This is a genomic window from Nostoc sp. NMS4, assembly GCF_017115095.1.
Classification (GTDB): domain Bacteria; phylum Cyanobacteriota; class Cyanobacteriia; order Cyanobacteriales; family Nostocaceae; genus Nostoc.
The window spans coordinates 34,553-47,080 of record NZ_JABXKI010000223.1; the positions used below are offsets into that span (position 1 = coordinate 34,553).

The 12,528-nt window shown below is 44.8% G+C and carries 11 protein-coding genes; 7 read left to right on the plus strand and 4 right to left on the minus strand.

Going from position 1 to position 12,528, the window contains the following annotated elements:
- Positions 1–2: 2 nt before the first annotated feature.
- The 6 genes from HWQ37_RS19515 (at position 3) to HWQ37_RS19540 (ending at position 9,563) form a co-directional block, all read left to right on the plus strand.
- On the plus strand, positions 3–1,457 hold the full coding sequence (locus HWQ37_RS19515) for an aspartate aminotransferase family protein (RefSeq protein WP_292749838.1): 1,455 nt from the start codon (positions 3–5) through the stop codon (positions 1,455–1,457).
- Positions 1,458–1,495: 38 nt separating this feature from the next.
- A complete protein-coding gene (locus HWQ37_RS19520) occupies positions 1,496–1,723 on the plus strand; it encodes an MbtH family protein (RefSeq protein ID WP_292749840.1) in 228 nt (75 codons plus the stop codon).
- Between the two features lie 700 nt (positions 1,724–2,423).
- Positions 2,424–4,664, plus strand: coding sequence for a family 2 encapsulin nanocompartment cargo protein terpene cyclase (locus HWQ37_RS19525; RefSeq protein ID WP_292749842.1), 2,241 nt, complete (start codon positions 2,424–2,426; stop codon positions 4,662–4,664).
- A 176-nt stretch (positions 4,665–4,840) separates the two neighbouring features.
- The gene (locus HWQ37_RS19530; protein ID WP_292749844.1) at positions 4,841–6,244 is read left to right on the plus strand and encodes a family 2B encapsulin nanocompartment shell protein; all 1,404 of its coding nucleotides are present in this window, start codon (positions 4,841–4,843) and stop codon (positions 6,242–6,244) included.
- Between the two features lie 280 nt (positions 6,245–6,524).
- Entirely contained in the window at positions 6,525–7,931 is a 1,407-nt protein-coding gene (locus HWQ37_RS19535) for a family 2B encapsulin nanocompartment shell protein (RefSeq protein WP_292749846.1), read from the plus strand.
- 78 nt (positions 7,932–8,009) lie between these two features.
- Positions 8,010–9,563, plus strand: a complete 1,554-nt coding sequence (locus HWQ37_RS19540; RefSeq protein WP_292749848.1) for an NAD(P)H-hydrate dehydratase — start codon at positions 8,010–8,012, stop codon at positions 9,561–9,563.
- 66 nt (positions 9,564–9,629) lie between these two features.
- Here HWQ37_RS19540 and HWQ37_RS19545 read toward each other — a convergent pair whose 3' ends face one another.
- The 4 genes from HWQ37_RS19545 to HWQ37_RS19560 all read right to left on the minus strand — a co-directional run bounded on the left by HWQ37_RS19545 (position 9,630) and on the right by HWQ37_RS19560 (position 11,886).
- Positions 9,630–9,995, minus strand: coding sequence for a hypothetical protein (locus tag HWQ37_RS19545; RefSeq protein WP_292749850.1), 366 nt, complete (start codon positions 9,993–9,995; stop codon positions 9,630–9,632).
- On the minus strand, positions 9,970–10,320 hold the full coding sequence (locus tag HWQ37_RS19550; protein WP_292749852.1) for a DUF5674 family protein: 351 nt from the start codon (positions 10,318–10,320) through the stop codon (positions 9,970–9,972). The genes HWQ37_RS19545 and HWQ37_RS19550 overlap by 26 nt, the downstream gene beginning before the upstream one ends.
- 89 nt (positions 10,321–10,409) lie before the next feature.
- A complete protein-coding gene (gene larC / locus HWQ37_RS19555) occupies positions 10,410–11,696 on the minus strand; it encodes a nickel pincer cofactor biosynthesis protein LarC (protein ID WP_292749857.1) in 1,287 nt (428 codons plus the stop codon).
- A 34-nt stretch (positions 11,697–11,730) separates the two neighbouring features.
- Positions 11,731–11,886 (minus strand): hypothetical protein, encoded by a 156-nt coding sequence (locus tag HWQ37_RS19560; RefSeq protein WP_292749854.1) that lies wholly within the window; start codon positions 11,884–11,886, stop codon positions 11,731–11,733.
- Here HWQ37_RS19560 and HWQ37_RS19565 point away from each other — a divergent pair.
- Complete coding sequence (locus HWQ37_RS19565; protein WP_292749856.1) at positions 11,863–12,522, plus strand: L-threonylcarbamoyladenylate synthase; 660 nt, start codon at positions 11,863–11,865, stop codon at positions 12,520–12,522. The two genes, HWQ37_RS19560 and HWQ37_RS19565, sit on opposite strands and share 24 nt — an antisense overlap.
- The last annotated feature ends 6 nt before the right edge of the window (positions 12,523–12,528 follow it).

The following is a 12,528-nucleotide window of genomic DNA, read 5'->3' on the forward strand; positions in this document are numbered from 1 at the left end:
TTATGAATACACAACCAGTTACATTACTTCAAAGCTCAGACAATCTAACTAAATTGCTAGCTAAAACAGGACTTACTAAGCAGCAACAAGAGTACTTACAATATTTTATCAATAGCTACTGCGATCGCACAAAAATATCCAGGCAAATTTCTCAAAATTCTCGCCTAGTTTTATCTGATGATAAAAATTTAGGAGAGTTTAATTTACTCTTTAAAGAAATGTATTATCCCATTGTTGCTAATCGCTCTTTGGGTTCTAAAATATGGGATGTAGATGGGAATGAATATGTAGATGTAATGATGGGATTGGGAATTAATCTTTTTGGTCATAATCCATCTTTTGTTAAAGAAGCTTTAATTACTCAAATGAATAAAGGAATTCAAATTGGCCCCCAATCAGAACTTGTTGGTGAAGTGGCTGAGTTAATTTCTCAACTTACCGGGATGGAACGGGTTTGTTTTAGCAATACAGGTACAGAAGCTGTAATGACTGCTATCCGCATTGCTAGAGCGGTTACAGGACGTAATAAAATAGTTATATTTTCTGGTTCTTATCATGGTCATTTTGATGGTACTTTAGTTCAAGGTAATAATGCCGCAAATAATCAATCTGCAATCCCATTAGCACCAGGAGTATTACCAAATTTTGTTAATGATGTTTTGGTGTTAGATTATGCTAACCCTGAATCATTAGAAATTATCAAAACTCATCAACAAGAATTAGCAGCAGTTTTGGTAGTTCCTGTACAAACTAGTAGACCAGCTTTACAACCAAAAGAATTTCTGTACCAGTTACGGGAATTAACACAAGCAACTGAAATTGCTTTAATTTTTGATGAAATGGTTACAGGTTTTCGCATTCATTCTGGTGGCGCACAAGCATATTTTGGTGTACAAGCAGACATTGCTACCTACGGAAAAATTGCTGGTGGGGGAATACCCATTGGGGTAATTGCTGGAAAAAGTAAATATATGGATGCAATTGATGGTGGTATATGGAACTATGGTGATGATTCCTACCCTCAAACCAAAAAAACATTTTTTGCAGGTACTTTTTGTAAACATCCCTTAGCGATGACTGCTGCAAAAACAGTACTCAAATATCTGCAAAGTGAGGGTTTATCATTACATCATAATTTGAATGAACGTACAGCACAATTTGTTACTGATTTGAATAATTATTTTATAAATGAAAAACTACCGCTAAAAATGGCAAACTTTGGTTCGCTATTTGGTTCTGCATCTGTAGAACTTTCTCAGGCAAATTCTACTACTTCAGTAGCGATGAGTTTATTAAAATATCATCTACTTGATAAAGGGGTTCACCTTTTAGGTATTAGCGGTTATTTATCTACAGCCCATACAGATGAAGATATCAACTTTATTATTCAAGCTGTTAAGGATAGCCTAGAACAACTCAGGTCTGGAGGTTTTTTATCTCCGCGTCCTTCTGTTTAAAATTTTAGTTGAGTAATATAAATTAATCGGAGATAAAAATGAGTCAAACTACTTCAGAAGATACAACAATTTATAAAGTTGTAGTTAATCATGAAGAACAGTATTCGATTTGGTTTGTTGAGAGAACAAATCCCCTCGGTTGGACAGATACAGGAAAAAGTGGACTCAAATCAGAATGTCTGGAATACATTAAAGAAGTATGGACTGATATGAGGCCTTTAAGTTTGAGGAAACAAATGGAAGAGGCTGCTAATAAAAATCAGTAGTTGACCTATTAATAGTTATGATTCAATATAGCAATCCTATCTGATTTGTGAAAATTCTCGTTGTCCAGATCCCCGACCTCTCAAAGAAGTCGGGGATCTAACTTCAAATGCTTATCTTGATGTAGTTTCAGCCAAATGCTTACAATCCTCCAATTTTAGCACCGTGATGCCTTAATGGAGATTAGTTACAAAAATTAATAATTAGTAATTATTCCTTAACAACTATCTTAAATCTTTGAAGTATCTGCTTAACTGTCTTAACTGTCCGCTAATTCTTCAATTTTTGATTTAATTATCTGCTTAACTGTCTTAACTGTCCGCTAATTCTTCAATTTTTGATTTAACTATCTGCTTAACCGCTTTAATCTACGGATTGCTTTTTATTTACAACTATGAAAAATTATGAAAGTACCACGAGCCAGTGTTAAAAATTTATCTGCCAACATCGGAAATAAGTAATGACTTAAACAGCTTTTTCAAATGCCTTATCTTGCGTTATGAAAAACTTCAAATAAAACTTACATAGCTCGTTATTTAGATTAAGAGCATCTTGTATTATCGCTTTGAGACGAACCATCACAAGCAAACAAAATGTGAGGATTTAGCTGGATGGTGAGGATACTTGTGATCTGCAACGGTGCTTAGATCGACCACGAAATAAACACAGCAAGAAGACTCCAGAGGAGGTTTAGCGCAGATCATGCAACCCTTTGAACTGCCAGAATTTTACACGCCTTGGCCCGCACGGCTAAACCCAAACCTGGAAACGGCACGAGTTCATTCCAAAGCGTGGGCTTACGAGATGGGGATACTTGGCTCAGAAGAGGAAGCAGAAAGCTCGGTTATCTGGGATGAACACACGTTTGATTCCCACGACTACGCCTTACTTTGCTCCTATACGCATCCAGATGCACCAGCAGCAGAGCTTGACCTAGTAACCGACTGGTATGTTTGGGTGTTCTTCTTCGATGATCACTTTCTGGAAATCTATAAGCGCACCCAAGACATGGTTGGGGCAAAGGAGTACCTTGACCGACTGCCGGCGTTTATGCCAGTGCATCCCACTGATACTCCTTCAGTTCCCACCAATCCAGTAGAGCGCGGCTTGGCTGACCTGTGGTCTCGCACCGCCTTTACTAAATCTGTGGATTGGCGACTTCGGTTTTTCGAGAGTACCAAGAATCTCCTAGAAGAGTCTCTGTGGGAACTCGCTAATATCAATCAGGATCGGGTCGCCAACCCCATCGAATACATCGAAATGCGCCGCAAGGTTGGCGGCGCTCCCTGGTCTGCGGATCTCGTCGAACACGCCGTTTTTATAGAGATTCTGCCCGAAATCGCCTCGACTCGGCCAATGCGTATACTCAAAGACACCTTTGCCGATGGAGTGCATCTTCGCAACGATTTATTCTCCTACCAGAGAGAAGTGGAGGATGAAGGCGAGAACGCCAACTGCGTGCTGGTCTTGGAGCGCTTTTTAAATGTCAGTACTCAGGAGGCGGCTAACCTGACCAACGACATGCTAACCTCGCGGTTACAGCAGTTTGATAACACTGCCGTCACCGAGTTGCCCCCTCTTTTTGAGGAGTACGCACTAGACCCAGTGGCTCGTGTGAACGTTCTCCTTTACATCAAAGGGCTTCAGGACTGGCAGTCGGGCGGTCATGAGTGGCATATGCGATCGAGCCGTTACATGAACAAGGGAGGAGACAATTCTCAAACATCCACGCCACTTCTGGGGGGACCCACAGGGTTAGGCACATCGGCTGCGCGCATTGAATCGCTATATGCCGCCTTGGGTTTGGGAAGGTTCAAGAGCTTTACTCACGTTCCATATCAGGCTGTCGGGCCAGTAACACTGCCGAAGTTTTATATGCCCTTCACTACAAGCTTGAATCCTCATCTGGATGCTGCGCGGAAGCATTCTAAGGAATGGGCGCGAGAAATGGGAATGCTGGACTCAATACCTGGCATTCCTGGCGCTGTCATCTGGGATGATCACAAGTTTGATGTTGCCGATGTCGCCCTCTGCGGTGCATTGATCCATCCAAATGGGTCTGGTCACGAGCTGAACCTGAGCGCGTGCTGGCTTGTGTGGGGAACCTATGCCGATGATTTCTTCCCGGCGCTCTACGGGAATAACCGCGACATGGCTGGTGCGAAAGTGTTCAACGCCCGACTGTCGGCGTTCATGCCTCTCGACGACTCCACTCCAACCGCGCTTCCAACCAATCCAGTAGAACGCGGCTTGGCAGATATTTGGTCGCGCACAGCTGGCCCGATGTCCGCAAACGCCCGCTATCAATTCCGTCGGGCGATTCAGGACATGACTGAAAGTTGGTTGTGGGAACTGGCGAACCAGATCCAAAATCGGATTCCCGACCCGATAGATTATATTGAGATGCGCCGTAAAACCTTTGGCTCGGATCTGACCATGAGCCTGTCCCGACTGGCTCAGGGCGACGAGATCCCGTCGGAAATTTACCGCACCCGACCGATGCGATCGCTCGATAATTCCGCCGCCGATTTCGCCTGTTTTACCAACGATATCTTCTCCTACCAGAAAGAAATCGAATTCGAGGGCGAAATCCATAACTGCGTGCTGGTCGTTCAAAATTTCCTCGACTGCAACATACCACAGTCCGTTGAAGTTGTCAACAACCTGATGACCGCTCGGGCGCTCCAGTTTCAACACATCGTTGCCACTGAACTGCCAGCCCTTTTCGACGATTTCAATCTAGATGAAAGTACCCGCAAGAAACTGTTCGGATACGTCGAGAAACTACAGCAGTGGATGTGTGGTGTGCTGAAGTGGCATATAACGGTAGACCGCTACAAGGAATTTGAATTGCGTAATAATTCCCCAGCAGGGCGGCGGCTACTCAACGGTCCTACAGGGCTGGGTACTTCGGCTAGGCGTATTGGATCGGTGAGGGTTTAATACCAATTCGCAATTGAGAAATTTAATTCTCTCTATTTCTTTTCCCTCTGTGTTCTCTGCGTCTCTGTGGTTCGTTTATTTGGATAATTTATTTCTTGGAAGTCCCTTAGTTCAAGGTCAGTATGCGATCGCGTCAGATCGATTTTTTTAATAACTCAAAAGTGGAGGATTAAGTTGTGACATATTCTAACGATCCCAATTTGGAAGATCAGCAGCCCCAGTTAAGCTTGAGTACAGCAGCAGCGCGGAATTTGGCAACAACGGCCAAATCTGCACCGCAGACTCAGGAAATTACATCACGGTGGTTGTTGAAGTTGTTGCCGTGGGTGCAGACCAAAGGTGGTACTTATCGAGTCAACCGTCGGTTGAGCTATTCCGTGGGTGATGGGCGGGTGACTTTCACCAACACCGGAGCAACGGTACAGGTGATTCCCCTGGAACTTACTGAGTTGCCCTTGCTGCGAGGGTTTAACAACGTTGACGTGTTGACCGGGTTGGCAAACCAGTTTGTTCAGCAAGAGTATGCTCCAGATGATGTCATCGTTGAACTTGGTCAACCTGCCGATCGCGTCATTCTGATTGCTCGTGGTAAGGTCAACAAGATTGGTGTTGGTAAGTATGGCGAGCAGATCGTATTCGATGTGCTAGCTGACGGCGACCATTTCGGCGATGAAACTGTGGTACAGTCTGAGGATACTTGGCAGTATACCCTCAAGGCGATTACTAGAACTATAGTTTTGTCACTACCCCAAGCGGCGTTTGAAAGGGCGATCGCTCAGTCCGAGGCGTTGGGAACCCATGTTGAACAGTTCCGTACCCGTCTAAACCAGCCACAGACTGCCCAAGGTGAAGCCGCCATTGAGCTAACAGCCGCTCATCCCCAAGAGGCTGATTTGCCGGGAACCTTTGCCGATTACGAACTCACACCCAGAGAATATGAGTTGAGCATTGCTCAAACGGTGTTGCGAGTAAGTACGCGGGTAGCCGATCTGTACAATGAACCGTACAACCAGACAGAAGAACAACTGCGGTTGACTATCGAGGCATTGCGGGAACGTCAAGAACACGAGTTGCTGAACAACCGCGAATTTGGGTTGCTGCACAACGCCGACCTCAAACAGCGTATCTACAGTAGTAGTGGCGCACCCACCCCCGATGACTTGGACGAGCTGTTGGCGACAGTATGGAAGGAGCCGGGATTCTTCCTGGCTCACCCCCGGACGATCGCTGCTTTCGGTCGTGAGGCTAACCGCTTGGGTCTTTATCCACAAAGCGTGGATGTGAACGGCGTTCAGGTGACATCTTGGCGCGGCGTACCGATCTTTCCTTCTAATAAGATCCCCATCACCAATAACCGTACTAGTTCTGTCCTTTTAATCCGCACTGGTGTCGAAAAACAAGGGGTGATTGGCTTACATCAAACTGGTATCCCTGATGAATATCAACCCAGCTTGTCTGTTCGATTCATGGGTATCAGCGAAAAGGCGATCATTTCTTATCTAGTCACTGCCTATTATTCCGCAGCTGTCCTTACTCCTGACGCACTTGGCATTCTTGAAGATGTTGAAATTGGGCGATGAGTGGTTGAATTTTAGATTTTAAATTTTGGATTTTGGATTGAAAGATTCAAAATTCAAAATTTCAACACGTCTGTGATTTCTACTCCAATACGCTTGGGTTAAGGCTAAAACTCTTTGTTAAAGTCAATTTTTTTAACGAACCGCAAAGGACGCGAAGGAAGATAAGAAAGAGAAGAAAGATGCTTAACTGAACCGTATTGATTTACACTCACTCCGCAACAAGCTACGTGAAACAAATCTAAAATCTAAAATCCAAAATTGTTAACTAGAGGATGGGGTGATGACGGATTTTATTGAATCAAATTTAAATGTTGAGGGTGGACAACCTCAACTGAGTTTGAGTAAAGATGCTGCGCGTACTTTGTCCACGACGACCAAATCTGCACCGCAGACAAAGGAAATTACCTCGCGGTGGTTATTGAAGATGTTGCCGTGGGTGCAGACGAAGGGTGGGACTTATCGGCTGAACCGTCGGTTGATCTATACAGTGGGTGATGGGCGGTTGAGTTTTTCTAACACCGGAGCCGAGGTGCAGGTGATTCCCCAAGAACTTGGTGAGTTGCCCTTGCTGCGAGGGTTTGAAGATACCGAGGTGCTGAGGGCGTTGGCCAGCCGGTTTGTTCAGCAGGAGTTCGCACCTGATGATATCATCGTCCAGTCAGGTCAGCCAGCCAATCAGCTTTTCTTAATCGCACATGGCAAGGTGAACAAGATTGGTGTTGGCAAGTATGATGAGCAGCCTTTATTGGATATGCTAGCTGACGGTGATTATTTTGGCGATCGCATCTTGCTAGAATCAGACAGCAGTTGGAAGTTCACGATCAAGGCTGTAACCAGATGCACAGTATTGGCGCTACCACAACAGGCATTTCGGGAACTGCTCAACCAGTCCCAGGCTTTACAGGCTCAGGTTGAGCAGTTTCGGACTCGTGGCGAACAACCACAAAACAAGTACGGAGAAGCTGCGATCGCGTTGTCAACTAGTCATAGCACAGAGACGACGTTACCGGGAACATTTGTTGACTACGAACTCTCACCCCGCGAATATCAGTTAAGCATTGCTCAAACTATGTTGCGAGTAAGTACTCGCGTTGCGGATCTCTACAATCAACCGTACAACCAGACTGAGGAACAATTGCGGCTGACGATTGAGGCATTGCGGGAACGTCAAGAATACGAGTTGATCAACAACCGCGAATTTGGATTGTTGCACAACGCCGACCTCAAACAGCGCATCTACACCCGCAACGGTCCCCCCACTCCCGATGACCTGGATGAATTAGTCACCCGTCGGCGGAAGTCGAGGTTCTTCCTGGCTCATCCCCGGACTATTGCAGCCTTCGGTCGCCAGTGCAACCGTCGAGGTATCTATCCAGACACCATCGACATGGATGGGAGCAAAATAATCACGTGGCGCAATGTACCGATTCTTCCCTGTAACAAGATCCCGATTACCAAGAATCAGACCAGTTCTATCCTTGTACTCCGCACTGGTGAGAAAGATCAAGGCGTGATTGGCTTACATCAAACTGGTATCCCGGACGAATACCAACCCAGTTTGTCCGTCCGATTCATGGGTATCAGCGAAAAGGCGATTATCTCCTACCTCGTCACAGCCTACTACTCCGCAGCTGTCCTCGTCCCCGACGCACTCGGCATTCTGGAAGACGTGGAAATCGGTTTGTAACTTTTTTTGGGTGAAATATGAGTCAATTTTGGTAAACTTTCAGTTACCCTGAAACTCATAACTCACCACTCAGGACTAATGCAAGATAGGCAAGAACAAATTTCGCAAGTGGTAGTGACTGCTGGGCAGATGCGCGATATCGAAAAGCGGATCTTTGCAGAGGGAATGCCTGTAGTTGCTTTGATGGAAAAGGTGGCGGGATTAATTGCCCGTCGCATTCCAGAAATTTCTTCAAACACCCCTTTTTTAAGGGGATCTCGTGTGGGAATTCTTGTCGGCCCCGGTCATAATGGCGGCGATGCTTTAGTCGTAGCCCGTGAATTACACTTTCGCGGGTATGAGATTTGGATTTATTCTCCTTTTTCTAAACTTAAAGAATTAACTTCGCTGCACTTGCAATATGCTCAAAGTTTGGGCATTCCAATTTATCAAACAATTGAGCAACTGCCAGATTCTAATTTGTTAATTGATGGCTTGTTTGGGCTTGGTTTAGAAAGAAATCTGACCGATCCCATTGCCTCTGCAATTAATCAGCTAAATGAATTATCTGTACCGATTTATAGTATCGATTTACCTTCAGGTTTACACACCGATACAGGTGAAGTATTGGGAACTGCTATTCGCGCTACTCACACATTTTGCTTAGGTTTATGGAAACTCGCTTTCTTCCAAGATCAAGCGTTGGAATATCTTGGTAAAGCTGAGTTAATCGATTTTGATATTCCTTTAGCTGATGTAGAAGCTGTTCTCCAAGATGCACCTAAAATTAAACTTATTACACGAACAAAAGCACTTGCTACTTTACCTTTACCCCGTCCAGCAGTTACTCACAAATATAAGGAAGGACATTTACTGCTGATTTGCGGTTCGCGGCGCTATGCAGGTGGAGCAATTTTAACTGGTTTAGGTGCAAGGGCAAGTGGTGTGGGGATGCTTTCGATCGCAGTACCCGAATCCCTGAAATCTCTTTTGGTGTCACACTTGCCAGAAGCGCTAATTGTCGGTTGTCCAGAGACGGAAACTGGAGCGATCGCTCACCTAAATTTACCAGAAAAGACCGATCTGAGTTCCTTTAATGCGATCGCTTGTGGCCCCGGTTTAACACGAGATGCGACTCCCATTGTGCAAGAAGTAATTAAAAGCGATCGCCCTCTAATTCTCGATGCCGATGGTTTAAATATCTTGGCACAAATGGGAGCGATCGCCACATTAAAAAAACGCCAAACAGTAACCATACTCACACCCCACACTGGCGAATTTGAGCGATTGTTTCCTGATGTCGCCGATGCCAAACATGACAGAGTGAAAGCAGTACAAGAAGCTGCCGCGCAAAGTGAGGCGATAGTATTGTTGAAAGGGGCGAGAACTGCGATCGCAAACCCTCAAGGTGACGTTTGGATTGTTCCTGAAAGCACACCCGCCTTAGCCCGTGGCGGTAGCGGCGACGTGTTAACTGGGTTACTGGGCGGATTGTTAGCGCAAGCAACAACTAAACAGATTCCTGTAGAAGAGATAGTGGCAACTGCTGCATGGTGGCATTCACAAGCAGGTATATTAGCCGCCCAAGAGCGTACCGAATTGGGTGTAGATGCGTTTACATTGACACAATATTTGCTAAAAACTCTAACTTAGTCAAATTCCTTGTCTGGGAACGAGGAAACTCCAGCAAGCTGCTCGACACTTTTTCTAAAATCATTGCTACAGTGTGGATTCAGACAGCAAGCCAGACATATCTAATAGTCGTCCAGACCAAACACTAGATTTTTCTGCAACTTCAGTGCGTGTTTGATCATCAGACAAAATATTATCAAAAATTAATCTCCATCGTTCTAGTTGAACTTGAATATTAACTAGTTCTTCGGCATATTCCGGTTCAATTTCTCCTGCTGTCCATTCAATGAACCACAGAGTTTCATCTGTTACACTCTCAACAGCTTCTCTATAATCGGTGTTACAAAATGTTCTAAGCCTCGCTAAATTGGAAGCTATGTGTCCTAAGCGAGTTGATGTATTGTCACTTTGAAAACGCACTTGTTTTTTATCTAAATTCTGGTTTATATCCACCAATTAACTCCTGAGTGATTTTTTTAACTTGTTCACGAATTTCTGTTTCTTGAATAATCATCGAACGATTGTTCTGACTGGGACGAATGTTAATAATAGATTCATAAGCTATCGATTGGTCAAAGGGAGTCCAATCAGCACCCCAAATATCTCGCTGTCTACTACCATCTTCGAGCAATACTGCTTCACATTCAGAGTGTCTTTCTCCTCCTCCAGCCAGAATTTGTTTTTCAATGTCTACTGCAACTTTAATGTAAATTTTTAAAGTTTGCAGCATTTGCTCAACTTGTTCCAATGTCGCTCTTGTCTTGATAATCAGTACCAAAATTTCACCCCTACCTATAACAATCTTGGTAAATTTGCCAAATTGGGATGCTCCTTTCCCAGTCTTTGATCGAGAACGAGGAATTGGGATCAGGTGTTGACTAAATACCAACGCTGTAACGCCAACCGTTGAATTTCGCGCCAGGGAATATTATGTTTTCGGGCTAAGTCTGCACAATCTTCATATTCTGGCTGCACATTTGCAATAACTTTTTCTGGCGATCGCCCTTTCCATGCTATCTTGACACGCACCTTGCCATATTCCGTTTCCACTTGTTGAATTTCTCGTTGTAAAATGGCGCGTTGCTGAGTTGTTCGCCGAATGCCTAAAGTTGTAGTTTCGCGGAATATGACGGCTTCACAACTGAGTAAATTTTCTGGATGACAAATCACAGTTAGCAAAATTCCCGAACGCGACTTTTTCATACCGATCGCTTGGGTAAAAACATCCAGCGCACCAGCTGCAAATAACGCCTCAAACGTATAGCCGATCGCTTGTGGACTTAAATCATCAATTTGGGTTTCTAATACCGAGATGGTTTCCAAATTTGAGCTAGTTTCTTCAGAATCACTGAAATTTGACTGTAAACTTGCACTTTCACCCAACCAGAGGCGTAAAATATTGGGAATGGGTAAATTTATGCTTCCTGCTCCCAGTCCTATCTGCTTGATAGCGATCGCAGGTGGCGAACCAAAATCTCTTGCCAAAGTAGTGGCGATCGCGGCTCCTGTTGGTGTTACTAATTCTCTATCAATGCCATTACTATAAACTGGACAACCCCGCATTTCCCACAGCTTTAATACGGCTGGGACTGGTACTGCCATCTGACCATGTGCAGCCCGAACAGTACCGCCACCAGTCGGAAACGCCGAGCAGTAAAGTAGGGGAAATCCTTGCTCATTGCTCTCAATTCCCAACCAATCCAACCCCAGGCAAGTACCCACAATATCTACAATCGCATCTATAGCACCTACCTCATGAAAATGAACTTTTTCAGGAGAAATGCCATGCACCGCCCCTTCCGCCACCGCTAACTGCCGGAATACCGCCAAACTCCAAGCTTCTGCCCGTGATGGCAACTGAGCTTTGAGAATCATCTGCTCTATTTCTGGCAAGTGGCGAGTGCGATCGTGACTGTGTTCGCCATCGTGGTGATGATGGTGATGGCGATCGTCTACTAAATCCACATGGACTTTAGTCGCCTGCTGGCCATTACGTTGGACAAGTTCTGCCCTTAACTGATATCCCTGTTCAATACCCAACCCATTGAGTTTTTCAATTAAATACTCCACAGGAACACCCAAACTTACCAAAGCACCCAGGCACATATCACCAGAAATTCCTGTCGGACATTGAAGATAAGCGATTTTATTCATAATAAATTTGTCATTAGTCATTAGTCATTAGTCATTAGTCATTGGGCATTGGGCATGGGGCATTGGTTATTAATTCTTCTCCCTCATCTCCCTCATCTCCCTTGTCTCCCTTGTCTCCCTTGTCTCCCTTGTCTCCCCCATCTCCCCCCTCCCCACTCACCGAGTTATGGCAAAAATTTTCCCAGTTCATCCGGATAATCCTCAAACTCGCCGAATAGAGGAAATAAAGTCGGCGCTCTCTAGTGGCGCAGTCATGCTTTACCCTACTGATACAGTTTATGCGATCGGTTGTGATTTGAATGCTAAGTCGGCGGTAGAACGAGTGCGGCAAATTAAACAGCTAGCAAACGATAAACCATTGACATTTTTATGTCCCTCGCTTTCAGATGTGGCAACTTATGCCTTCGTAAGTGACACAGCCTATCGGATTATGAAACGCCTGATTCCAGGGCCATACACGTTTTTGCTCCCAGCTACAAAATTAGTACCGCGATTGGTGCAAAGCCCCAAGCGGAAAACTACTGGAATTAGAGTACCAAACCATACTGTGTGTTTGGAGTTGCTGGCAGCCTTGGGTAATCCGATTATTTCAACTTCAGCACATCTGCCACCAGATGAAGCTGATAATGGCATAGTTCGGATAGATCCAGAAATTGTTCAGTCGCGGGTAGAGTTATTTGATCGTTTGGACAAGTTGGTAGACATAATTGTAGACACTGGCGAGGAACCTACTTATGAAGTATCTACCATCTTGGATATGACTGGAGAGGAAGCAGCAATTATACGGAGGGGTTTAGGTTGGGAAGCAGCAGCAGCATGGGTATAAAAATTC

Bases quoted from the DNA above. Each gene is read 5' to 3' on its own strand.
- HWQ37_RS19525 (WP_292749842.1), top strand. From the start codon at position 2,424: ATGCAACCCTTTGAACTGCCAGAATTTTACACGCCTTGGCCCGCACGG.
- HWQ37_RS19515 (WP_292749838.1), top strand. From the start codon at position 3: ATGAATACACAACCAGTTACATTACTTCAAAGCTCAGACAATCTAACT.
- HWQ37_RS19560 (WP_292749854.1), bottom strand. From the start codon at position 11,886: ATGAACTGGGAAAATTTTTGCCATAACTCGGTGAGTGGGGAGGGGGGA.
- larC (WP_292749857.1), bottom strand. From the start codon at position 11,696: ATGAATAAAATCGCTTATCTTCAATGTCCGACAGGAATTTCTGGTGAT.
- HWQ37_RS19520 (WP_292749840.1), top strand. From the start codon at position 1,496: ATGAGTCAAACTACTTCAGAAGATACAACAATTTATAAAGTTGTAGTT.
- HWQ37_RS19535 (WP_292749846.1), top strand. From the start codon at position 6,525: ATGACGGATTTTATTGAATCAAATTTAAATGTTGAGGGTGGACAACCT.
- HWQ37_RS19565 (WP_292749856.1), top strand. From the start codon at position 11,863: ATGGCAAAAATTTTCCCAGTTCATCCGGATAATCCTCAAACTCGCCGA.
- HWQ37_RS19540 (WP_292749848.1), top strand. From the start codon at position 8,010: ATGCAAGATAGGCAAGAACAAATTTCGCAAGTGGTAGTGACTGCTGGG.